Genomic DNA, 24906 nt, shown 5'->3' on the forward strand with positions numbered 1-24906 from the left:
GGTGTGTCGCTACAGGGGGTTTCATGTCTCAAACCGAACTAGCTAACGATGGAGCAACTATAACACCAATCGATTTTCCTCTTTTAGACGGTTTGCGCGTGCTGGTAGTGGATGATGACCCTGATACGCGGTCGTTGTTTGCTTTTGTGCTCCAAGAGAAGGGTGCTGTGGTAAGCGCAGAAGCGTCTGCTGAAGCCGCAATGGCGGCGATGGAAGAAATACCCTTTGATTTACTGATTAGCGATATTGGGTTGCCAAATATTGATGGCTACAGACTACTTCGTCAGGTGAGAGCGCTACCAGTAGCACCAAACGCGCAGATTCCAGCAATGGCAATTACAGGTTTTGCAGATGAGCAGACGCAGCTACAAATTTTGGCGGCAGGCTTTCAACGAATGTTAGTGAAACCAACCGATATTGATCAATTTGTGGCAATTGTAGCGGAACTAGTTGGACGATCGCAGCAGATAGTCTAACACTCTAGCGAAAAAAGGTAACAAATGCAATTTTGGCGCTCAAACAAAAAAGATAAATATTGCTTTAGCAAACCCTACAAAAAGATAAAACTGACTTTGCTGAACCCAGGTAATTTTTGGCTTCGTTAATCGGTGTTTATGTACACTTTCAGCCTTTACATTCTAGGTTTAAATATTGTACGAATGTTAGATGAAACCAACTGTTAAAGCCGCCATTTCAAACAGGTCTTTCTATGCCTTCAGAGAGTGTAAACAAATATTTCTTAAGGATACTGTTTAGCTATAGGGGCTACCGAATTTTGAATAGTGCGGGCAAATGATGTATGAGCAATCTTAATTCTTTAAGCCGACGTGCAAAGCTAGCTGGTGAGCGATCGCTAGAGCTATATCGCAATGCTAATGATTCGTCCTTGCCCTCTCACGATCTTTTGTCCAGCGCTTTGATGGAGCTTGGTCTTGTTTCGGAGGCATTGGAGGGCGCGATCGATGAGATCGCTTATAAAACGAAGCAGTTAGCAATCGTTCAAACGGAGATTGAAGCCGAACGTCAACGTTATTTAGATTTACTAGAGTTTGTGCCAGATGGCTGCTTTGTAACCGATGCCAAGGCTGTCGTTTTAGAAGTAAATCGTGTGGGTGCTGCCTTGGTGAATGCACAGCCACACGCGTTAGTTGGTAAGTCGCTTACAAGTTTAATTTACCCAGAAGATTTATCGCTGTTTCAAGTCAAGCTTTCGCAAGTAATGCAGCAGTATCGAGCGAACAATGGAACCGAGTTTTCGGTACGGCTTCGTCGTCAGTCCGACAGCTTTTTTCCTGCGACTCTAACGGTAAATGTACTTCGCCAACCAAATGGCGAATTAGGGTCTATACAGTGGCTAGTGCGAGATGTGACGGAGCGCAAGCGAGCAGAAGCTGCGTTAGCCCATCCTCACTATGATCCTGCGCTCGATCGTCCACTGGTGCAATTTGGCAAAGGAGAGGTTATTCCATTGGAGCCTCAGACAATCTGGCTCGTCATCGATGGAGTAGTTAAAATCACGACCTTGTCCGATCGAGGAGAAGAGATGCTAGTAGGGCTGTTAGGCGAACCAATGGTGTTTGGTTCAAGCTTGACGGCGTTGCAGACTTATCAGGCAGTGGCGCTCTCTGATGTCAAACTGGCGGCAATCTCGCTTTCAGAGGTGGCGCAGTCTCCTCCGTTAGCTCAGGCAGTGTTGCGATCGCTCCAACAACGGCTCCAGCAGACCGAAAGCTTGCTCGCCATTAACGGGCAGATGCGCGTAGAAGAGCGGTTAAACCGCCTCCTGGTTTTGCTAAAGCAAGCGATCGGGCAACCCGTAGAGCAAGGTACTCGACTGCGTGCGCGCCTGACGCATCAGGATTTTGCCAGCGCTTGCTGTACCACACGCGTAACCGTGACCCGGCTCTTAGGCAAGTTGCAAGAGCAAGGTAAGGTCGCCCAAGATGCCAAAAACCACATAGTTTTCAAAGATTAAACCTTAAACCTGTTAGCTCTGCCTGCCTGACGCATCCTGAGTTTCGGCTGCGCTCAACCCACCTACCAACAGGGCTGAGAGCCTTGGAACTTTGGCGTGAGCGCTTAATCGAACGTGCAATTGAAATGGGTCTTATCAATAATTGCGCCCAGCTACTCATAAGGCTGACAAGTTATACTAACTCCCCTTTTGCACGCTGCAATTAAGCCTCCTCTGCCTATAGCTTTCTCTTTTATAAGAGGATTGAGAAGGATCAAGTACGGGAATCCATAACCAGCATTTTTGGCATTGGTATTAATGTAGACAGATTTTTTAGCTCACGGCGTGACGCGAAACCTGCCTAAAGAGCAGATGCGATCCCCAACTCGAAACCGCTATAAATACAGCTTGAGACATTCATTTCTGTTAGTCAGTCAGGTCTGACATAGGAATGATCTTATTTACAAACGACACGACAGGAGTTTATGACATGACCGCAGGTAGCCCTGACCTGGGAGAACAAGCCCTCAGCAAAATTGTAGAGGCAGGAATGACAAGCCAACTGGATGAAGCCGAAAACGTTGATGTGGATATTCGGACGAATCCGGTAAAGCTGGTGCAAGGAGAAGTAGACTCCGTGACGATCGTCGGCAAAGGTCTGGTAATGAAACAGGATTTGCGGATGGAAACCCTGGAAATTAACACAGACAAGATTTCAATCAATCCTCTTAGCGCTATTTTTGGCAACATTGAATTCAACCAATCGACCAACGCTGAAGCTCACATTGTTTTACTAGACAGCGATTTAAACCGAGCGCTTAGCTCTGATTTTGTTCAAGCCAAATTATGTGGTTTGAAAATGACAGTTGAGGGGCAGCTAGTGACGATCGACGTTAAGAAAGCAGAAGTATCGCTACCTGGTAACAATCAACTGGTTGTTAACTCTGATTTTTTGCTTGTAGAGTCTGGTGAAAGCAAACAGCTTACTGCCACTGCTGTTCCGAAGGTGCAGCAAAATGGACAGTGCATTGCTTTAGACGTTCTGTCTGCTGAGGGGCAGGGTCTAACAGACGAATTGACCACTGCTATTTTTGACCAGATTGCTAGCCTTCTAGATCTGCGAAACTTTAAGCTTCCAGTTGCTTCCTTTCAAGTTCACACCTTAGAGGCGCAGCAAGGCAAATTGGTGATTCATGCGACGACGGAGATTGACAAAATACCGTCGGCGTAATGCTCAACGCTGTTAGGAGAGAGCGCTGGTATGGCAAAGGGATGAAGGATGAAGGACAAATAGAAGTCCTTCTTCAAAGGAGATTTCAGAGTTTATAGCAAACGGATAAAGGATGTAGCTTGCTTCCGCTCTGTGGTGGGATAAATCGAAACCCTTGCTCAAAGGAAGCCTCAAGGTTTATGTCTGTTCTATACGTTCTCTTTAATTGCTATCGGTCTGTCCTGACATTTTCTTTGACTGCTATACCAGGCAGGCTGTAGAGCATCAGGTGGGGATGTTTCATTAATGTCCCTCCCTGCCCTGTATAGGATAGTCTTAAGGCTCTTAGTTCTGCGTGTCGGCGAGTTGAGCGCAGTCGAAATCTGATCTCTCAGTAATGCTAATTTAGCGCTCCTAACTACGGAATTTATAGGAGTAGATTTGACCGTTTATAGTTTGTGGCAGTGCCGTTTAGGTTTGAGGCACACGTTGCGCCAACGATGCTGATTAGGGCATCTGGCTCGACTGGTTTCGAGATATGTTTTTGAAAGCCAACTGCGATCGCTCGGCGTTGGTTATACTCTCCGGCATACGCAGTGAGCGCGATCGCCAACATGTTTCCCCCTTGCTCTGGCGGCATAGCGCGGATCTGCTGCATGAGCGTATAGCCATCCATTTCTGGCATCCCAATATCACTGATCAACAGATCAAAGCGCGTTTGCTTCAAAACGTCTAGTGCTTCAGCAGCAGAGGTCACTGGGGTGACGATCGCCCCACTCTGCTTCAGCGTAAAAGTAATCAAATTGCGTGAATCATCATCATCATCAACCAACAAAACGTTGACTGCTTGTAACGGCTGGGCACTGGCAGCAAGTGTTGGCAAAGCATCTTCTTGTGCCTGTTGTCTTGCGCCACTCTCCTTGAGAAGCGGCAACCTTACTGTAAAAGTGGCACCCTGTCCTTCGCCTGGGCTAGCAACTTGAACGGTGCCGCCATGCAGTTCTACTAAATGACGCACGATCGCCAACCCTAAGCCCAGCCCACCAAATTTACGGGTGGTTCTACCGTCCTCCTGACGGAAGTATTCAAACACATAGGGCAGAAAATCAGGAGCAATACCTTTACCAGTATCAGCCACTTGAACTTGGGCGTAAGTCGTCTGACGTCCAGAGTTATTTGCTTGAGGCACTGTCACTAAGGATAGCCGCACCTCGATCTGCCCCTCTTCAGGTGTAAATTTAACGGCATTGGAAAGCAGATTCCAGATGACTTGCTGTAAACGAGCGGCATCGCCTAAGACGTGCGCTGCTGAAGGATCAAGCATGGTTTGAACTTGAATCGACTTGGCTTCTGCTGCTAATCGCACCGTTTCTAGCGCTGCCTCAATCGAAGACACCAGATCGACAGGAACCATATTCAGGTTCAATTTGCCCTGGAGAATACGAGAGACATCTAATAAATCTTCAATCAGTTGAGTTTGCAATTTAGCATTGCGCTCGATCGTCTCTAGCGCGCGCTCCGTCTGTGTTGTATCTAAATTGCCAGCGCGAAGCATTTTCGACCAGCCTAGAATCGGGTTGAGGGGCGATCGTAGCTCATGCGATAGCACTGCCAAAAACTCATCTTTGATCCGGTTGGCGGCTTCTGCTTCTTCCCGTGCGAGGCGTTCTCGGTTGAGCAAATGTTCGCGTTCTTGTTCAGCCTGCTTACGACTGGTGATGTCAGTTGTAGAGCCAACGACGCGCTTTACCTGCCCTTGCTGATTGCGGATGAGGTAGCCTCGATCCCAAACATTGAGCCAGTGCCCATCACGATGACGCACCCGATATTCAAACTCGTAGCGATCGCTATCACTCTCAAAAACAGGAGTGATTACAGCATGAATGTGCGCCAGGTCTTCAGGATGGATGCGTTCAGCCCACCACTCTCTTGCAGCCGGGACATCTTCGGGATGAATACCAATCAGCCGATATAAGCCTTCTGAACGATAGACCTGATGCGTTTCTAAGTCCCAGTCATAGACCACACCATCCACTGCATAGGTCGAGAGTCGAAAGCGCTCTTCGCTCTGATACAGTGCGGTTTCGACTTGCTTACGATCTTCAATATCAATACAGGAACCAATGTAGCCTAGGAAGTCGCCTTCGGCTGTAAACCGGGGTGCGGCTGAATTAACAATGCAGCGATACACCCCATCAAAGCGCTTTAGACGGTACTCTATCTGGAACGGTTGGCGAGCCTCAAAAGAAGTGACGTAGACTGCCAAACAATGCTGGAAGTCGTCGGGGTGAACGCCATCTGCCCAGCCATTACCTCTCTCTTGTTCGATCATCCGTCCTGTAAAGTTGAGCCACGGCTGGTTGAAATAATAACAAAGGGTATCGGTGCCAGACATCCAGATCAGCACAGGCGCGCTGTCTGCCATCTGCCGGAAACGTGCTTCACTTTCGCGCAGTTCGGCTTCTGCCTGTTTGCGATCGGTGATATTGCGCCCTTCTGTCAGAATTAGAATGACATCGCCCTCTTCGTTCGTAATTGGGTAGAACGAAAGGTCAAACGTGCTCAGTTCACCCGATGGATTAATGATGGGTGCTTCGTAACGGATAAACTCACCGCCTGCTGCCTGTATCACGGCTTGTCGCACTCTTTCCGGTGCCTTTGGCGTGTACCGAAACCATTCTGTTTGCCAAAAGGGTAGCCCAAGCACGTCATCGTGCTGGCTAATGCCAAACTCAAGTGATGCACGATTGGCTTCGAGTAACGTGCCATCGGGTGAGAGCAGTACCACGTAGGCATCTGTTCCGTCATAAATGGCACGAAGTTGCTGTGCCGATTTACGCAAGTCTGCCTCAGCCTGCTTGCGAGCGGTGATATCAGTGCCAAGGACAGTCAACCCATCAGATGATGGATAAACCCGGTGGTCATACCAACGATTCCACGCTGCATAAAAATACTCAGCGTGGCTCGGCGTTTGCTCATGGAACGCTTGCTGAAATTGCACATAAATGTCAGTATTCACAGTATCTGGGAACAAGTCCCAAAAGCAGTAACCAAGCACCTGGTCACGCTCCATTGAAACCATCTCGCACAAGCGATTGTTCACGTAGGTAAAACGCCAATCGCGATCGAGGACATAAAAGGCATCATTAATGCTAGAGAGAATCGTCTCAGCGTGCTGCTTTGCCAGTTCTGCTTCTAACCGAAGTACCTGCTCCTGCTGTGTTGCGGCTCGTCGTAATTGTGCCAGTTTCAAACATGACTCTACTCTTGCCAGCAATTCACGAGCAGAAAACGGCTTTGTCAAATAGTCATCAGCACCTGCTGCGAGTCCTTCGATGCGTGACTCTTCTCCAGCACGAGCCGACAGCAGAATCAAGGGAATCTCTTTGGTGCGTTCATCAGCACGAAGCGCCCGCAGCAGCCCAAACCCATCGAGCCGGGGCATCATCACATCGCTCAAGACCAAACCGGGAGGTTGTTGGGCAATGGCTTCCAGAGCTGCTAAACCATCATTAGCGGTTTCAACCTCCCAGTACACACTGAGCAAGCGTTGCACATAGCCCCGCATATCAGCGTTGTCATCAACCAGAAGAATGCGAACGGAAGTAGGGAGTGAGGAGTAGGGAGTAGGGGTCGATAGCTCTTCCACGTTCCCCATTCCCCATTCCCCATTTCCCACTGCTGGTAACCAGCGCGACGCTTCTTCAATGTAAGAATCGGCTCTTAGGGCAGTGGGTGTATAGGTGCGTACCCCAAGGCGATCGTGCGGGAGATGCGCTGAGCCAAGCGGAAGGTTGATCGTAAATCTTGTGCCACGATCGACCTGGCTGGTAACGCGAATTGTGCCACCATGCAGCTTAACAAGGTCTTGTACCAGAGCCAGCCCGATGCCAGTCCCTTCATAGGTGCGCGATCGTGTGTCACTGACCCGATGGAACCGTTTAAACAATTGCGGCAATTCAGCCGCAGGGATACCGACTCCTGTATCTTCAATACTTAACTCAACGGCATCATCAACCTGCTGTAAGCGAACGGTAATGCCGCCTGTAAAGGTAAACTTAAACGCATTGGAAAGCAGATTGAGTACAATCTTTTCCCACATTTCGCGATCGACATACACAGGTTCCGGCAAGGTCCTACAATCAACCTGTAAGGTCATGCCTGCTCGTTCAATCAGCGAACGAAAAAGACTGGTAAGTTCGGTCGTAAAACTGGCTAAATCAATTGGCTCATAGATAGCTTGCACTCGATCGGCTTCAGTCCGAGAGAAATCTAGCAGCGTATTGACCAGTTTTTGCAAGCGCAACCCATTGCGCTGCACCAACTGTAGCTGTTCCCGCTCGTCTGGTTGCAACCGTTCGTCAAGCGTCTGCGACAGTTCCTCTAATGGACTCAACATTAACGTGAGCGGTGTGCGAAATTCGTGGCTAACGTTGTTGAAGAATGCCGTTTTAGCGCGATCGAGTTCTGCCAGTGCTTCGGCTCGCTTGCGTTCTTCTTCGTATGCTTGGGCATTGGCAATACTGGCTGCAATCTGAGCCGTCACCAGATCAACGAAGCCGCGATAGCTGCTGTCAAAGAGCCTGAATGGATTTAAGCCAGCGACCAAAACACCTGCTTGCCCTGTCTGACCAGACGAAGCGAGCGGCACTACGACTGCCTGATGCGGTGGTTGCGACCAGGCACCTGTAGGCAAACTGCCAAACGTTGCCGCTAAATCAGAGAGCAAACAGGACTGATGCGTCTTGATAACGTCTGCAAACGACCAAATTGTATTGGCAGTCAGATCCACCACTGCTGGAACAGCAGGATGGGTATGATCGATACCAGAAGTGCCTGCTAAGACCAGTCGCTGTTGATCTGACTCAAGCAGATACAGCATGGCAAAGGGCAGGTCGTAAGGGTTGGTTCCCAAACAACTGGCACTAAGGGTACAGGCTTGATGAAAGGTACGAGCATCAGCTGTTTTAGCTGCCAGTTCTTGCAGCAGCGCTAACTGACGTTCACCAATAATGCGCTGTGTATCATCCGTATTAGCGCAAAGAATGCCGCCTGTACCACCTTGGTCGTCTGGGACAGGGCTATAGGAAAATGTGTAGTAGGTTTCTTCTGGGTAGCTGTTGCGCTCCATAATCAACAGCAGGGCTTCATCATACGTGCCCTCATTTTTGAGCATGGCTGATGCTGCCCGTGGGCTGACTTGATCCCAAATTTCTTGCCACACTACAGAGGCGGGTTGCCCAAGTGCTTGCGGATGTTTGCCACCGACGATCGCTTTATACGCATCGTTGTAAAGATTAATCAGCTCATCGCCCCACCAAACAAACATGGGTTGACGTGAGGTCAGCATAATACGCACAGAGGTTTTTAAGCTCTGCGACCACTGCTCTACGGCACCAAGTGGAGTTTGCGACCAGTCGTGCGATCGCATCAGCATTGCCATTTCACTACTGCCTGCAAAAAGCTGTTCAGCCGCTTGCTGCTGGGTCATGCCCTCACACCTCCATTCAGCCCAAACTAGTAAACGACGATCGCAGCTAAGGACTCCTAACTAAGCAGGGTTAAACACACAAGGAGCTTTCTGGCAAACAAAAGACCCGTAGGGGCAGCTTTGATACCAATGTGATCGGCTATTCGCAAAGCTTCTAGCAAAATCTGCCCCCTACAAGCGGTACACTCTTCTCAGAAATCTCCTAAGCTGCTGCCCTTCTACCTAAATATTTTCGCAGAAAGCTACTGCTGATGTCTTGTAGTACGTTAGCGAGGGCTAAAACCAGCGCTACAAAAGCACTAACGTATACCTTAAAGCTCTTTAATCCTCCTGAATGCTCCTTAGAAAGAAGCGATCGAAACCGCTTAAAGTTACTTGTTAAGAGAAAACTGGCAGACAATTTAAGACATGAGTTTAAGCCCTTTTCCTTAGAGAAAAGGGCTTGAGTAAGGATTATTTACCTTGGCATTTAGCCATGCTAGCCACTGAATCAACCAATCACTAATTGCAGCAATGTCAAAGATATTTGTCTTTAATAGCGTTCTGCAACACAAGTTGATGATGCAGAACGCTGTTTTGACCTTACGGCTTCAGCACAACTTTGATGCATTTATCTTTCTTGTGCTTAAAGATCTCATACCCGCGTGGGGCATCAGCCAGAGGCATAGGATGAGTGATCACAAACGAAGGATCAATATCACCGTTTTGAATGTGCTCCAATAGTGGTTGCAGATAACGATGAACGTGGGTTTGCCCCATTTTGAAGGTCAACCCTTTGTTAAACGCAGCACCCATGGGCACTTTATCTAGCAAACCACCGTAGACACCCGGCATCGAAACATATCCACCTTTGCGGCAGGCAACAATCAGTTGACGCAGCGCGGTTGGTCGATCGGTTTCAAGGCGCACCGCTTGCTTTGCCTTATCGTACAGGGCATCAAGACCAGTGCCATGTGCTTCCATCCCAACCGCATCAATCACGGAATCAGGACCACGCCCCCCGGTCATCTCCTTGACGGCTTCGCCAGCATCCACCTCCTCGTAGTTGATGACTTCTGCTTTACCCTGTTCTTTTGCCATTTGCAGACGTTCGGGAACGCGATCGATCGCGATCACCCGTTCGGCACCCAGCAGGTAAGCACTGCGAATAGCAAACTGCCCAACTGGACCGCAACCCCAAACCGCAACTGTGTCACCGGGTTGGATGTTGCAGTTTTCGGCTGCCATGTAGCCAGTAGGGAAAATATCGGTCAGGAACAAAACTTGCTCATCGGTCAGCCCATCGGGAATCTTGAACAGACCGACATCTGCAAAGGGTACCCGCGCATATTCTGCCTGCCCGCCAGCGTAACCGCCAAACAAATGGGAATACCCAAACAAACCTGCAGCGGAATAACCATAGAGTTTTTCAGCCATCCAGGCATTTGGGTTGCTGTTGTCACAAAGGGACGACAACTCACGGCTACAAAAATAGCAACTGCCACAAGAAATGGTGAAGGGAACAACGACGCGATCGCCAATTTGCAGGTTCTTTACTGAAGGACCTAATTCAACCACTTCTCCCATAAACTCATGACCCAAAATATCCCCAGATTTCATTGAGGGAATAAAGCCATCATAAAGATGTAAGTCGGAGCCACAAATGGCGGTAGAAGTAATTTTGACGATCGCATCACGGGGATTGAGAATTTTAGGATCGGGCACATTATCTACCCGAACATCATTGGCACCATGCCAGCAAACTGCTTTCATTAAATACAAACTCCCAGCGACAGTAAACTAATTGAGGCGAAATAATGCACTCGTAGCCAGGAGCTAATCAAAGGTGTCTTTCACAGCATCAGCCGCACGTTCAAAGGCACCACGAGTATTCTTGCCTACATTCTTAGCAGCTTGTTTGGTGCGGGTATTACGCCCACTTTGAGGCGATTTTTTACCCGGAGGTGTTCCACCCTCTTCGCCAGTGCGAAAGGTGCGTCGATAGTCTTGAGTTGCCGCTTGAAGATTGTGGTAAGACCGATTGACGGCGCTACTGTCACCCTTAACGTTAGACACATCATTAGTCGAGCGAGAGTCAGCTGCCAAAGCACTTTGAGCCACATGGCTAAAGGCTGTGCCTAGAAACAAAGCAACAGTAAGCAGTGAAATGGTGAAAAACTTACGTAGTTGAGCAATACGATTCATGAGTTTGTCCTCTGCGAAAAAGTAGGTGTGCGTTAAAATTTGCGATGATTGAACTTTGAGATGGTTAAACAGCACCGTGTTTATGGCTTGATGTCATTCAAGAAATCTTTGGTGCTTTGTGGTAGAGGTTCATCCAAATTGAGCTTCTCGCGTACGTTGTCAGCCGTGCGCTCGATCGCATTCTTGGCTTGTCCAGTTGCTTTTTTGGCTGCTTGCTTCGTGTAAGCAGAGTCTTCTTTCAGCTCTTTTTTGTAACTCTTGGCTTTATCCTCAAGTCGGGAATGAGCTTCATCAGGGCTAGTAGCCTGATCGATTTCATAAGCAGCCGCTTCAGGGGTCAGTGGTGCGGCGATCGCAGCCGTCTGCAAATCACCAACAAACAGAGAACCTAAAAGCAACACAACAGCGACCAAAAAGGCGCTGAAAGATTTACGTAATTGAGCTATATAAATCACAAAAAACTCCTCGATAAAATCTAAGGTTGAAATGAACTGAGAAAGAGTGCTTATAGAGAGCAATATTCTTATAAGCACTGGGTAAGGAGTGCTGAGTTTTAGGGTTTTAGCAGCACTTTGACACAGCGATCTTGCTTATGTTTGAAGATCTCGTAGGCGTGCTTTGTGTCATCTAGGGGCAGGGTGTGCGTAAACACAAAGGATGGATCAATGTCGCCGTTCAAAACATGCTCCAAAAGGCGGGGCATATACTTCTGACCGTGCATTTGTCCCATCTTGAGAGTTAGCCCTTTGTTAAACGCAGCACCCATCGGCATTTTGTCCACAAAGCCGCTGTAGACACCCATAACGACAACGGTGCCGCCTTTACGACAGGCAACAATCATCTGACGCAAGACGTGAGGGCGATCAGTTTCTAGACGTACTGCCTGCTTAGCTTTGTCGTAAAACCCTTCCAGCCCCATCCCATGCGCTTCTAACCCAACCGCATCCACGCAGGCGTCAGGACCTCGTCCTCCTGTCATCTCTTTAAGTGCTTCACCAGCATCCATTTCTTCATAGTTGATGGTTTCGGCACCACCTTTTTCCCTTGCAAGCTGCAACCGCTCTGGTACGCGATCAATGGCAATGACCCGCTCGGCACCCAGCAAGTAAGCACTCCGTATGGTGAATAGACCCACCGGACCACAACCCCAGACTGCGACTGTATCACCGGGTTGAATGTCACATAAATCGGCACCCATATAGCCGGTAGGGAACGCATCCGAAATCGGCAGCAGTTGCTCATCAGGTAAATGGTCTGGCACTTTAATTGACCCTAAGTCAGCAAAGGGAACACGTATATATTCCGCTTGAGACCCTGCCAAACCACCAAATAAATGGGAGTAACCAAAGATAGCGGCTGTCCCAAAACCAAAGAGGGGTTCTTGCATCCAGCCGTTAGGATTAGAGTTGTCGCACAAAGACCACTTCTGTTGCTGGCAATAGAAGCACTGTCCACAACCAACAATCGATGATGCAACAACGCGATCACCCCGCCGTAGCTGCTTTACCTCATGCCCAACATCAACCACTTCCCCCATGAATTCGTGACCAATAATGTCACCGGGCTTCATAGAAGGGATGTAACCATCGTAGATATGGAGATCTGATCCACAGATAGTTGTTGACGTGATTTTGAGAATAGCATCACGCGGATTCAGGATTTTGGGGTCTGGTACGGTTTCAACTCGCACATCATGAGCGCCGTGCCAGCAAACAGCTTTCATCGTTTATTTGGCTCCTAAAAATTGCATTAGGGGTTAGGAAGGGAATCCCATCCCCTAACGTTGCATTAGCTTCTACAGGCTGGCTGACCTTCAGTAGTGGCAATTTCACCCGCTTCCATCAATTGCTTAAAGCGGTTAAGTTCGTCACCAATTTGTTGTTCGGGTTCTTCGCCAAACAGTTTGGCTAGAGCACTGCCCAAAACGCCACCAGGAGGGTTGTATTCGATGACGACTTTCACTTCTGTACCCCGATTGCCAGGAGCGGGCTTGAAGCGAACAAAACCGGAATTATCCACATCGGCACCTTCGATCGAAGCCCATGCAATTAATTCATTGGGACGATCGTCAATAATATCGGCATCCCATTCAATACTTTGTCCCATTGGGGCTTTGGCTACCCAGTGCGATCGCCGCATATCCATCACAGTAACGGATTGCACATGCCTCATAAACGTCGGCAGGTTGGCAAAGTCATGCCAGTAGGCATAGAGTTCTGCGGCTGGCTTATTGATTGTGACTGTTCGCTCTGCCCGAATGACCTTGTTCAAACCAACAGCATCAGTGACGACAGTGGGTAGGCTCTTTTCACTTTGAGCGCCGTGATAGGCAAGGCTACCACCTGCTATAGCAGTCAAGACGCCACGCAGCGATCGCTGCTGCAAACCAAAGAGCACCATGGCACCGCCGCCAATGATTGAAGCCCACCGTTCAGTATCACCCGGCGATGAAGCTGACGGTTGATCGTTTTGTATGGTCGTAATCTCTTCCATAATTTCACGTTCTCCTGCGATCGTGTTTGTTAATGCCGTTTGCTAAAACCAAAGCTCCATGAACTTGGCTCTGTTCCATGCCAGTTCGTGTTTACATCTGGTTGCTTAACTCTTGCCACCCGATGCCTGGTTTGCCAGCAGGGCTAAAACGGCGGCTCCCACAGTTCCGGCAACGCCCCATCCGAGGGCAGGATGCCGATCGAACCAATCGGTAACGCTAGGTATCGTAAGATTGCCAAAGTCACCTTCAATGTGATCGTGTTCTGCTACTGGCTCGTAGAGATTATTTGGTGCGTCTGCTGACTTCAATTCATCTGTTTTCTGCCCCTTGAAACCTGTCAGCACTAACAGGGAATCAACTAACGATGGGGAAACCCGTTGCAAAACGTCTAGAACCTTGCCAACGTCACCAACGATAAAATCGCGTGTGGGATGTTCGGCGGTATAGAGGATGGCATCCACAACCAGGCTAGGTTCGTAATAGGGAGGAATACCAGTTGGTTTTACGCCCAGTTTAGTCAAGCCATTGTTATAAAACGGCGTATTAATCACTGCTGGTTTGATGCTGGTAACACTGACTCCACTGCCCTCGTGCTGCAATTCAACTCGAAGCGATTCGAGAAAACCTTCCACACCATGTTTCGCGCACGAATAAGGGCTTTGCAGAGGAAGCGCCCGTCGCCCTTCCATTGAGGAAATGTGGATTAGAGCACCTTGCCCTTCACGCTTAAGATGGGGTAAGGCAACCATGGCACCATAAACCTGTCCCATTAAGGTGACATCAATGACACGGTTAAACTCTTCTGGTGTCACTTGCTCAAACGGTGCAAAAACGCCAGTTGCAGAGGAGTGCACCCAGGTATCCAAGCGTCCATACGTAGCAACGGCTTTGTCAGCGATCGCTTGCACCTGTTCAAAGACAGAGACATCCGCTGTAACCGCTGTTGCCTCACCACCAAGCTGGTGGATTTCATTAACTAACGATGCTAAGCCTGATTCGCTCCGAGCTGACACTACAACCTTGGCACCGCGTTGTGCAAAGCGAAGTGCGGCTTCACGCCCGATGCCGCTTGAGGCTCCAACAATGGCGACGATCTGCTGTGCTATTGGCTTAAGTTGCATTCCTGCTCCTAAAAACGGTTTTATCGATTTGATTGATTTCGTTACTTTTGTTTGTCTAGCGCACGTTGTAATGAGTGCGACTTACCAGTTGCCTATCCCAATAGCAAAAGCAAATGGGTCAATCCTTTAAAGCACCTCTCTAAGCTACTGAGAATGACGGTTTCATCCGTCCATCACTGGGAAGAGGCGTTGTCTGTCTGAGGGAGGAGCATCTGTTAAGCAATGCCGTAGCAAGGTTACGTTGTAGCAATGCTGCTGATAACAGTAAATTGGAAAGCAACTGTATCAGTAGTAAAGATTCCGCAGATCGTTAGGCAAATTATTGAAGGTGCATTGAGACTTTGCGTTCGGCTAAGCATCCCTCAGCTTGAGCGCTTAGGTCGAAAGCTTATGCCGAAGTCTCAATGCTTTTAATCCTGTGTGCCAGCGGGTTGAGCGTAGTCGAAACCCAGTCTTTGCGTGGTGCTTAATTTAGCCCTCCTACTTAGTAGAGGCTATCTGTTATAAAGCAATGGTGTTTATAACGACCGAGAGAAGATTGCAACTATGACGCCTCCTGCACACTGCGCCTCTTCTGCGCTTCGGATTGTGGTTTATACCGATGCAATGGGTATTGGTGGCGCAGAAATTAGCCTGGGTCATTTAGTTGCCCATGTGTTGAGCGACATTGCCATTACTGTCGTAGGAGTCTCACAACGTGTTGTAGACGCGATCGCCGTTCAACGTCCTCAGACTCAAGGGCTTGTGCTGCCTGCAACGGGCATTCAATCGCTGCTGGCACATCTAACAACATTCCATCAACTACAGCCGGATGTGGTGCATTTCAATCTCTGTACGCCGTGGGCGTGTGCAAGTGGGTTGGTTGCAGCACTATCGTTACCGAATGCGCGAGTCGTGCGAGTGGATCAATTACCGTTACGCACGACGGGCGCGATCGAACTATGGCGCACACGCGCTTTATCCCTACGTGTGGATGCCCATGTTGCGGTTGGTGAGGCATCTGCAAGGCGAATGGAAGATTTTTATGCACTGGGTCGGCATACTGTTCTTTCGGTGCCCAATGGTGTGCCTGCTGAAGTGAGCCACCCTTATATGCCAGTTAAGCAGCATGATGGCTTATTGATTGGCAGCGTGGGGCGGCTAGACGCAATGAAAGCACATGATGTTTTGCTACGAGCGATCGCCCAGGTAGACAACGTACAGGTGGAAATTTTGGGCGAAGGTGAACAACGCACAACCTTAGAAGCACTGGCAGTTGAGTTAGGCATTCACGATCGCGTCAGCTTACCAGGATGGATTGAGCAACCCCGCGAGCGCTTACATCAGTACGATCTTTTCGTGCTGCCGTCGCGTTCTGAGGGTTTTCCATTGGCGATCGTGGAGGCGATGTTAGCCGCACGCCCAGTAATCGCAACACGGGTAGGCAGTATTGCCGAAGCCGTTATTCCTGATGAAACAGGCATCTTAATTGAGAAAGATGATGTAGCAGGTCTGGTGTCTGCGTTATGCCGTTTAAGAGATGATGCCGCGCTGCGTGAACGCTTAGGGCAGCAGGGACAAGCACTGGCAAATGCACGTTTTACAGCGCTACAGATGGCTAAGCGCTATGAAGAAATTTGGCAGAAAGTCGTGTCAATGCCGCGATCGCCCCGACTGTATGTACCGCGCCCCTGCGATTAATGGTTATCACACAAAAGCTGCTAGCAACACCCAGGAAGGGTTGAGGCTAGCAGCTACATTATTTGCCTAGAGATTGGAGGTTTAGTTCAACGTGAATACCCTTAAGAAACTGTTCTTAAGAAGCGAGGTGGAGCAAACGGACAACGCTGTAACCAGCAAGATCCCATAGCAAGTAAGCTACAAAGCCAATCATTGCCAGGCGACCGTTCCAAAGTTCAGCTTGAGGAGTCCAACCAAACAGCCATGCGTTGCGGTCTTTGCCGTTAAAAGCAGGAGCGGCTGTGGGGGTTAAAACGGATTTATCGGTAGAGGATTGCATGGTTGATTTCCTTAACTCAGTTGATTCCATTACTGTAACGATTCATAAAGGATGCCTACTCTACCAAAAGTTACAGATCGTTACATGATCAGTTGCATCGCTTGTATAACCATACGGAATGCTACCTGAAAGCGTTATCCCAGTTACTTTTTACTGTTTAAGCGCACCAAGATTGAGTACAGGATTTAGCAAGGCTGATTGGTAGAGTTGCAGATGTGCGTCTGCGATCGCATCCCATACCAAAGTTTGAGTAATGGTACGACTTGCGTGTTTCAGTTGCTTGCCGTTTGTACGATCGTGCAAAAGTTCAGTGAGCGCGATCGCTAGCTCGTTGACATCACGAGGGGGAACGAGGCGAAGGCAATTCTCTAGCTCACGATCAGGGGAGTCAGGTTGGGTTGCAATCACAGGCAAATCGTGCGCCAGCAGTGCCAGTAGGGAACCGCTTTTTAACGTGACACCGTGATTAAAGGGCAGCACACCTATATCAGCGCCAGACAGATAACAGGAGGCAGTTTCAGCAGACACGTAGCCTGTGAAATGAACGGTTTCGCCTAGCTCTAAAGCAGCCACCCGCGTGTGTAATTGCTGCCAGTAGGTGGTTGCTTGCTCACCTACCAATGCCAAACTTTCCACACCACCAATGAGGAGCAACCGGGCATGGGGATGGGTAGCAAGGACTTGTTTGAAGGCAGGCAGCAGCGTTTCTAACCCTTTCACAGGATGCAGAAAGCCGAAGAAGGCAATGATTTCTGTCTCCGCTGCCCAGCCACGCACTTCGCGCAACGTTTGACGAGCACTGGTTTTGTCAATCGGAACAATATCAATATTGGGCGCGATCGCTAGACGATGAAGGCGATCGCTCAAGGCTGGCAGTCGCTCTCGTAGGGCTATTTCAGCATCAGCATTTGTGGTGATAATGACATTGCTGCACGTTAGCAGAAACCCATCTTCTCGATCCCACCAGCCGTGGTGCTGACCCCATTGCTTCAACCATTCCAGCAGAGGCGGCGGTAACCAGCGGGGTTGCCATTCCCACCAACCGTATTCATGCACTGTAACGACGATCGGCTGATGCCAACCCGTTGCCCGCAGCAGTAAGGGCAGCAAAAAGATGGCGCGTTCAAAGCCATATGTCCCAGCCGCGTGCTGAATATGCAGAACATCTGTAGGCATAGCGTGGAGCGCTCGCACCAGTGGGATCAGTGAAGACAAGCGCCAGTCTCGCACTGCCCCAATAATGTCTGGTGTATTCGCCGTTTGGGCAGCAGTATGGGTCGTCATGACAACGGATTGAATGCCCCGTTGCTCAAGACTGGTGCGGAGGCGATCGGTGTAGTGAGCCACGCCACAGCGGGTCGGTTCATAGGTGCCTGCAATCAGCGTGACGTGAACCATAGGAAGTGAGCCATAGGGATAGAACGGATTCCTAACAAACGGGCAGAGAAGCCTGCAACAGCGCTAATCCAGCTTCAACCACCTGTTCGGGTGCAATGTCTAAACACTCCAGCTTGAAGGGGCAGGTGAACGCATAGCAGGGGCTACAGTCGGTTGGCTGGCGCAGCAGTCGTGCAGCGGTATGGCGCGGTTGCCACTGGCATTCGTATTCGGTGCCTGCAAATAAAATAACGCTGGGGGTACGAGTGGCATCAGCGAGATGCATGGTAGAAGTGTTGTTGCTCAACATCAGGCTTGCTCTAGCAATCAGCGCTGACAGTTCGGCAAGACTGGTGTGCCCAATGAGGTCGATCGCACACGTACCCAACTGTTCCAACAAAGGCGCACTGTGAGCACGATCGTTCGCTACACCTGTCACCACAACGCGATAACCCGTTTTTGCTGCTAACTGCTGGGCTGCAACCGCAAAGCGATCGGCAGCGTAATTACGTGACTGGCAGCTTGCCCAGGGATTGAGCAAAATGTATGGCTCGTCGGGTTTCAACCCTTGCTCTAATAGTTTTGCGGCTGCACTGTGCTGAGCGGCGGTCGGTATTTGAATGCGGAGGCTACGATCGCTGACGGGGAAACCGACGGCTTCGATCAAGCGCAAGTTTCGTTCCACTTGATGCATCGTATCCAGCCCTGCTTTAACCTCGGTTGTCAGGACAGAACCACCCCATTCTTTAGACTGCCCCAAGCGTAAGGGTATGCCTGCCAAATAGCACATAAAGCCTGCCGGATGAGGCGTTTGGCTAAAGCTTGTGAAGATAATTGCCGCATCAAACTGGCGATCGCGCAGGGTTTGAATGAATGCCTGCTCGCGATCGGGATCAAACCCTAGTTTGCCTAAGTCTTGCCACAGTGCCCGACACGGTAAAACCTCATCCACCCACGGCAAGACTGCGGCTGCCTGCGCTCCCCCAGGGCTTGCCATTAAGGTTAAACGGGCGGCTGGCAAGGCTGCTTTCAGCGCACCCAGGGCAGGGCTGGTCATCAATACATCGCCAATGTTGTCTAGCCGCATCACCAGGAGGTTACGGACGGATGACCATTGCTGCTGTAGGGCGCGATCAGCGGGGATCGGGGCGATCGCGTGCAGCTTAGAGTCGGGAGCGTTGAGTTCTGGGCTTGGCATTCCGAGTTCTGAGGTGGATGGTTCAAGTTCTGCGTTTGGCAATCAGAGGTTAGAGGTCGAAGAATTAAGTTCCAAGCTCGACGTTCCGAGTTCTAAGCTTGACACTCCGAGTTCTAAGCTTGAATGACCGAGTTCAGAGGTTGGTCGTTTAACGCTAGAGGCTAAAGGTTGTAGAAAGGGCGCGGCAGCAGCTAGGACTTCGGCAGGTGAGATGTCCTCCAGGCAAGTGTGCCAGCGATCGAAGGGGCATTCGCCGCTATACCAACAGCGCTGCGTGGTGAAGTTGTTGATTTGGCGTTCAGGGCAGTCTGGGTAGCCTTGTAGATTGATGTGCGGTGCGGGTTGTCCGTAACGCTCGTGCCAGGAGGGACCAAACAGCGTGATGGTTGGCGTTTGCAGAGCGGCGGCAATGCGAGCGGGTCCCGTATCGGCTGCAATCACTAACGCAGCGGTTGCCATCAGTGCTGCCAGCGATCGTAAGGTTCCCGGTGCCCACACCTTCGCAGTACCGCCGATCGCTTCCACAATCTGTGCTGACTCAGGATCAGAGCCAATAGGCACCACGATCGTGGCGTTGTACTGTTGCTGTAAGGCTTGCCCCACCCGCACAAAGTTTGCCGTTGACCACCGCTTAATCGCCATCCCGGCATCTGGATACAGAACGACGAGGGGCTGGGCGATCGCGCCAAGCTGCTGCTGTACGTGGCATTGTTCGGCAGGCAAGAGATGCAGTTGCGCGGGTGCGCTGTCAGCAGGTGTAATCAAACCTTCGGCTTGCAGGATTTGCAAAAAGCGATCGCCAACCTTCTGGTTGGGTGGCGGCGATCGCCAGAGATTCGTCACTACGCGAGGGGCACTGCTCTGCTGTAGCAACGTGTCAATGCCGTCATAGTTTGTATCCGACACAATTAAGTCGAAAGACTGGCGTCTTAGCACTGCCTCAATAGCGCTTCGAGCAAGGTGAGGTGCATCAGGCTGGGGTTTAAGGCAAACCACTTCATGAATCAGAGGATCGCTTTGGATCAGTTCGCCACCTGATGCAAAGGTTAAAACAGTGAGTTTTGCTTGTGGGTAAGCACGACCCAACGCTTGAATTGCAGGCAGGGCAATCGACACGTCACCAATGCCGCCCAGCAACTCGATAAAGAGAATGGACTGTACGTCTGGCTTCATTTCCTAGAAAAAGGCTGCTCGGTTGACCAGTCGATCGCGTTGTCAGCAGCAACAAGGCGATCGGGAATCGTCGTTGGTACTTCCTGGTGATAAGCGCCGGAGGGTATGAGTCCACAACCGCCATAACGCGCCATCAGTTCAAGCTGCACCCGCACATCTTCGCCACCGTGCTCTGGTGGCAGGTCACGCCAAAAGTTAAAACCACCAATGCCGCGAAGTTTGTCAGCGTCGTACAGTACGCAGCCTGCCACCCAGGCAACTTTATACTTGCGTGGATGGTTAACGGCTAATCCTAAACGCTGCTGCACGTGGTAGAGATTTGCCGCATTGTGCAGCCGCCATCGCTCCCATTGCGGTGTATCGGGTCTCACCAGTTCTGGCTGTACAGCACCCTGCCAAAACTCGATCGCCTGCTCATGAGGACGCACATCCTGGTGAAAACTCAAGCCATGCATAGCGTTGCCCACAAACCCACAGCCTTCTGTTTGAATGGCTGACAATAGCTGTTGAATGACGTTTGCTTCTAAGATCACATCGTCATCCAGATAAAGAACGTAAGGAGCGATCGCCTGATCAAGAAGAAATTGACGCTGTTCCGCAATGCCCCAACGCGGTAAGTGCTTGTGTTGATCAACGCTATGCCCATGCGCTTGCAGCACCCGCAAGACTGCCTGCACTTCGCCTGTCGCAAGGGGATTACTGCCCTCTGTCTGATCAGAAATGACAATCCGAAAGTTCTGAAAGGTCTGGGCAATAAGGCTGGTCAGCGTGACGGCTAACGCTGTGGGACGGTTACAGGTGGGAATCAAGACATCTACCAATGTCATCGCCAGACCTCCCGTGCCGTTGGCACCCGTGTTGCTGATTGACAATTGCCCTCAAGGCTAACCGTCAGCGCCGGTCGGGTCAGTATGGTTGCCATTGGGTCTGGTTCGATCGTGGATGGGCTGCCAGCCAGCAGTTCACATGCGGCTTTAAAGACCTCATCAGGAGTCACCAACTGCAAACAGTGATGATGCCCTTCAGGGCAAAGACTTTTGTAGCAAAACTTGCACGGCACATCATGAAACAACACGCGATTGGGCACTCCCCAGGGTGTATGCTGCGGATTGGTCAACGCATATAAATCAACGACAGGCGTACCCACAGCCGCAGCAAGATGAGCGGGACCTGTGTTATTGGCAAGAAGAAGAGGGGCGATCGCCAGCAGCGCTGCCATTTCTGCCAGATCCAGCACACCAACTAGGGAAAAGGACTCCATAGCCATTGCTGCTTGAATGCTTTCGACGAGCGATCGTTCTGGCTCTGTCCCTGTAAACACAACCTGACAGTTGGCATCCAGCACTAAACGACGTGCAACGGCAGCAAAGCCTTCTGCCGCATAGCGTCGTGACGGGGCTGTGGCACCCGGATGGATGACGACCCACGGTTGCTCTCTGTTAAGTCCAAGCCGCGATAAATGGTCAAACACTTGTTGATAATCGCTCTCTGGCACCTGTAACGACAGACGCTCATCAGTAATGTGGAACCCGACGCTAGCGACAAGATCCAGTTGACGACGCACTTCATGACGAATGCCACTGCTGGGTTCTGGGTCAAGCACCCAGTTGGTAAGGAGTTGATAGGGGTTTTCGTGGCAGTGCGCCAGCCGTAACGGGATATCCGCCAGGTAGCACAGCAATGCAGACGGTAAGGGATTTTGGCTAAACACAGTAAAAATCACGGCTGCGTCAAAGTTGCCCTCCCGTAAGGTTTCCACCATTGCTAGTTCGGGACGGCTATTTAAACGTGGTGACGTTGCCTTCATCCACGGCGGATCGTAGGTCATCACCTGATCAATTTCTGGCACTAAAGCCGCAATTTCAGCCCCCGATCGTGACGTGAGTAAGGTAATGTGGCGATTGCCCGCTAACGCCTTAATCGCTGGAGTGGTCATCAACACATCGCCGATCGCATCTAACCGGATACATAAAATCTTTTTTGCCTGTTGCCATTGGTCTTTTAAGTTCGGTTCTGGTACATTCAGCGCTTGTAACCCAATTGCTTGAAAATTGAGCGCTTGTAAACCTGGCTCTTGCAAACTCATGCAACCTCCTTTGTTGATGGATTACGTTCAGCACCGCTGCACCATAGGGATGCCTGGTTAGCCAATGGTTCAATCTGCAATGGCAGGGCAGCGCTAGCTGTTTGCAATTCTTCCATTGAGCAAGTTGCAGTGCCGTCTTTGGCAATCACTACTGCCGCTGCCGTAACCGCTAGTTCTGCTGCGATCACGACAGGGGCGTTACTTGCTAGAGCAAGGGTCAACGCGCTGATAAAGGTATCGCCTGCACCCGTTGTCTGCCTGCAAGTGGTAGGTTTTGCCTCAATCGGCTGAGGGGCTTGCTCTCGTTGCAAAATGATGGCACCCTCTGCATCTAGCGTCACAATAACCATCTTGGCTCCCGTCAGGTCAAGCAGCCGATCACGCTGTCGCGCTATAGAATCAAGGCGAGTTCCCATATCAGGCATAGAATCCGCAGTCCCCACTGGGTCAGTCAGCAGGCGACAGGCTTCGTCGTAATTGGGTTTGACAACCGTTGCACTTAGCGATCGATAGCGTGCCAACCGTTTGGAATCCACAACCAGCAATGTTGGTGCAGCGACTTGGAGGGTGGCGATCGTGTCCATCACTCGTTGGGTCAGCAGACCATAGCTGTAATCAGAAATGATGACAGCATCACAGGGTGGCACCAGAGCTTGCAGTCGTTCAATCAATTGCTGTTCAATCTCAGGCGCGATCGCGTCAGTGCTGCCCTGATCAAGCCGCACTACCATTTGAGAGGCTGCCATAATGCGCTGTTTGGCTAACGTATGGCGAGAGGGTTGCACCAAAAGTCCATCGGTTTCAAGCCCACAGTGCTCTAGCGTTTGCCGCAATCGATCGCCATCTCCATCATCCCCAATCACCGATAGAAAGGACACCCGCGCCCCAAGCGCATGAAGATTGACAGCCACGTTGGCGGCACCCCCTGGACGATCGCTACGATCGTTCAGCGTCACGACTGGAACCGGAGCCTCCTGGCACAGACGGTTTGCACTACCCATCAAATAGCTGTCTAGCATGGCTTCACCCAGCACAACGATATGGCGATCGACGAACGTATTGATTAAGCCAGGTAAATTCGTGTACATGGATGTTGGTCTTGAATAGTAGCCAGCAATTCTAAGCGTTTTGAGTTCAGCTTTTAGCCTTCAGCCTTTAGCCTTTTGTCCTCTGCCTCCCATCGCCTGACGCTCTGGAAAGTCTGCCCTCTGCCCTCCGCCCTCTGCCTTCCCAATTATTGCTGCCGCTTCAGCCAAATCCATCGTTATGTAATGGGGTTCTCGATCGGCTGAACGTAGCCATTCCGTTTCATTACCATTATTGAGCAGAATCGTTTGGCAACCAGCACTCCGACCCGCTTCCACGTCGTTGAGAATATCGCCGATAAACCAGGATGCCGTTAAGTCAATAGCATGGTCACGGGCAGCTTGAATTAATAAACCAGGAGCCGGTTTACGACAGGCACAGGCGATCGCATATTCCGCTACAGTGCCCTCTGGATGATGGGGACAATAGTAAAAGCCAGCCAGTGACACATTGAATGGTTTCAACAGCGCGTGCAAGCGTTGTTCAACTGCTGCCAATGCCGACTCAGGAAAATAGCCGCGTGCGACTCCAGATTGGTTAGAAATAACAATCAGTTGATAACCCATCTGATGCATCTGCTCTAGCCCTACGCCTGCACCCACCGTCAAGCGCATCTGTGCGGGATCAACGTTGTACGGTACATCTTCAATTAATGTGCCATCTTTATCCAAAAACACGGCTCGATGCTTCATCTCGTGGCTCCTGACTCCTGAATTCAGCTATCAGCTTTGAGCTTTCGGCTTTCAGCGTGGAGTTTCTTCCTACTTCTGACTCCTAGCTCCTAACCCCTCACCGCTTTCAAGGCCACGACGATTCCTGCATGGGCAACACCATCACTTCAGGGATTACCGTTGCCTCTGGCTGAGATAGCACATAGCGAATGGTATCTGCAACGTTTTTGGGATCTTGGAGTTTCTCCAGAGGGGTATCGGGAAAGCGATCGAGAATAAAGGGTGTTTGCATTCCACCCGCTAGCACAGCCGTAACTTTAATCCCATGAGGACGGGCTTCCACATGAAGGGCATGGCTAAAGCCTAAAAGACCCCATTTGCTAGCGTGATAGGCAGATGCATTTGCCCAGGCACGCTTCGATGCAGTAGAGGCAATGTTAATAATGTGCCCTCGTTTCTGTTGCTGCATAGTGGGTAACACCTGTTTTGAAAGGACGAATGGCGCACGCAGATTGACTGCCAGCACGCGATCCCACTCGGCGATCGTCAATTCATCCACTGGCAAGGTGACATCAGTACCCGCATTATTAATCAGAATATCTAACCGACCAAATTCGCTCACAATTTCTGCGACGGCTGCTTCTACTTGATGTTCATCACAAACGTCTAGCCGTATCGCTTTGGCTTTACCGCCATCTGCCTGAATCTCTAAGGCGATGGTTTCAGCTAACTCTTCACGAATATCTGCCACGATCGCGATCGCGCCTTCAGTACCCAACATTCGGCAAATGGCTTCGCCTAGACCACGCCCACCACCTGTTACCAGTGCTACTTTTCCGGTTAGCTCATTCATAATTTAAGT

General features: G+C 50.3%; 20 protein-coding genes. 4 read left to right on the forward strand and 16 right to left on the reverse strand.

The features are described from left to right. Window positions 1-23: 23 nt before the first annotated feature. From H6F76_RS06205 to H6F76_RS06215, 3 genes are all read left to right on the forward strand, one after another. Entirely contained in the window at window positions 24-476 is a 453-nt protein-coding gene (locus tag H6F76_RS06205) for a response regulator (protein WP_190506789.1), read from the forward strand. 323 nt (window positions 477-799) lie between these two features. After that, on the forward strand, window positions 800-1975 hold the full coding sequence (locus tag H6F76_RS06210; protein WP_190450503.1) for a PAS domain-containing protein: 1176 nt from the start codon (window positions 800-802) through the stop codon (window positions 1973-1975). Window positions 1976-2444: 469 nt separating this feature from the next. After that, on the forward strand, window positions 2445-3185 hold the full coding sequence (locus tag H6F76_RS06215; protein WP_190506790.1) for a DUF2993 domain-containing protein: 741 nt from the start codon (window positions 2445-2447) through the stop codon (window positions 3183-3185). Window positions 3186-3591: 406 nt separating this feature from the next. On the opposite strand, the gene H6F76_RS06220 is transcribed toward H6F76_RS06215, so the two are convergent. The 7 genes from H6F76_RS06220 to H6F76_RS06250 all read right to left on the reverse strand — a co-directional run bounded on the left by H6F76_RS06220 (window position 3592) and on the right by H6F76_RS06250 (window position 14454). Continuing rightward, entirely contained in the window at window positions 3592-8655 is a 5064-nt protein-coding gene (locus H6F76_RS06220) for an ATP-binding protein (protein WP_190506791.1), read from the reverse strand. A 582-nt stretch (window positions 8656-9237) separates the two neighbouring features. After that, a complete protein-coding gene (locus H6F76_RS06225; protein WP_190506792.1) occupies window positions 9238-10407 on the reverse strand; it encodes a zinc-dependent alcohol dehydrogenase in 1170 nt (389 codons plus the stop codon). A 63-nt stretch (window positions 10408-10470) separates the two neighbouring features. Continuing rightward, window positions 10471-10839 carry a hypothetical protein gene (locus H6F76_RS06230; RefSeq protein ID WP_190506793.1) on the reverse strand — a complete coding sequence of 123 codons (369 nt, stop codon included), beginning with the start codon at window positions 10837-10839 and terminating at the stop codon, window positions 10471-10473. A gap of 80 nt (window positions 10840-10919) precedes the next feature. Further along, window positions 10920-11294, reverse strand: coding sequence for a hypothetical protein (locus H6F76_RS06235; protein WP_190451108.1), 375 nt, complete (start codon window positions 11292-11294; stop codon window positions 10920-10922). Between the two features lie 98 nt (window positions 11295-11392). Further along, entirely contained in the window at window positions 11393-12562 is a 1170-nt protein-coding gene (locus H6F76_RS06240) for a zinc-dependent alcohol dehydrogenase (protein ID WP_190506795.1), read from the reverse strand. 65 nt (window positions 12563-12627) lie between these two features. Then, window positions 12628-13332 carry an SRPBCC family protein gene (locus tag H6F76_RS06245; RefSeq protein ID WP_190506797.1) on the reverse strand — a complete coding sequence of 235 codons (705 nt, stop codon included), beginning with the start codon at window positions 13330-13332 and terminating at the stop codon, window positions 12628-12630. 105 nt (window positions 13333-13437) lie between these two features. Beyond that, entirely contained in the window at window positions 13438-14454 is a 1017-nt protein-coding gene (locus tag H6F76_RS06250; RefSeq protein WP_190506798.1) for an SDR family oxidoreductase, read from the reverse strand. Between the two features lie 546 nt (window positions 14455-15000). On the opposite strand from H6F76_RS06250, the gene H6F76_RS06255 reads away from it, so the two are divergent. Continuing rightward, window positions 15001-16134, forward strand: a complete 1134-nt coding sequence (locus H6F76_RS06255) for a glycosyltransferase (RefSeq protein ID WP_190506800.1) — start codon at window positions 15001-15003, stop codon at window positions 16132-16134. 115 nt (window positions 16135-16249) lie between these two features. Here H6F76_RS06255 and H6F76_RS06260 read toward each other — a convergent pair whose 3' ends face one another. The 9 genes from H6F76_RS06260 to H6F76_RS06300 form a co-directional block, all read right to left on the reverse strand. After that, a complete protein-coding gene (locus tag H6F76_RS06260) occupies window positions 16250-16483 on the reverse strand; it encodes a chlorophyll a/b-binding protein (protein ID WP_347240761.1) in 234 nt (77 codons plus the stop codon). 120 nt (window positions 16484-16603) lie between these two features. Further along, entirely contained in the window at window positions 16604-17851 is a 1248-nt protein-coding gene (locus H6F76_RS06265; protein ID WP_190506803.1) for a glycosyltransferase, read from the reverse strand. Between the two features lie 31 nt (window positions 17852-17882). Beyond that, window positions 17883-19028 carry a glycosyltransferase family 9 protein gene (locus H6F76_RS06270; protein ID WP_190506805.1) on the reverse strand — a complete coding sequence of 382 codons (1146 nt, stop codon included), beginning with the start codon at window positions 19026-19028 and terminating at the stop codon, window positions 17883-17885. Window positions 19029-19070: 42 nt separating this feature from the next. After that, the gene (locus H6F76_RS06275; RefSeq protein WP_190506807.1) at window positions 19071-20201 is read right to left on the reverse strand and encodes a glycosyltransferase family 9 protein; all 1131 of its coding nucleotides are present in this window, start codon (window positions 20199-20201) and stop codon (window positions 19071-19073) included. Further along, window positions 20198-21028, reverse strand: coding sequence for a glycosyltransferase family A protein (locus tag H6F76_RS06280; RefSeq protein WP_190506809.1), 831 nt, complete (start codon window positions 21026-21028; stop codon window positions 20198-20200). The genes H6F76_RS06275 and H6F76_RS06280 overlap by 4 nt, the downstream gene beginning before the upstream one ends. Beyond that, the gene (gene waaF, locus H6F76_RS06285; protein ID WP_190506811.1) at window positions 21025-22287 is read right to left on the reverse strand and encodes a lipopolysaccharide heptosyltransferase II; all 1263 of its coding nucleotides are present in this window, start codon (window positions 22285-22287) and stop codon (window positions 21025-21027) included. Before waaF ends, H6F76_RS06280 begins: the two co-directional genes overlap by 4 nt. Further along, window positions 22284-23375, reverse strand: coding sequence for a bifunctional ADP-heptose synthase (locus H6F76_RS06290; RefSeq protein ID WP_190506813.1), 1092 nt, complete (start codon window positions 23373-23375; stop codon window positions 22284-22286). Before H6F76_RS06290 ends, waaF begins: the two co-directional genes overlap by 4 nt. Window positions 23376-23435: 60 nt before the next feature. Next, window positions 23436-24065, reverse strand: a complete 630-nt coding sequence (locus H6F76_RS06295) for an HAD family hydrolase (RefSeq protein WP_190506815.1) — start codon at window positions 24063-24065, stop codon at window positions 23436-23438. Window positions 24066-24171: 106 nt separating this feature from the next. Further along, window positions 24172-24897 (reverse strand): SDR family oxidoreductase, encoded by a 726-nt coding sequence (locus tag H6F76_RS06300; RefSeq protein WP_190506817.1) that lies wholly within the window; start codon window positions 24895-24897, stop codon window positions 24172-24174. Window positions 24898-24906 lie beyond the last annotated feature (9 nt).

This window comes from Leptolyngbya sp. FACHB-321, assembly GCF_014695975.1.
Classification (GTDB): domain Bacteria; phylum Cyanobacteriota; class Cyanobacteriia; order Leptolyngbyales; family Leptolyngbyaceae; genus Stenomitos.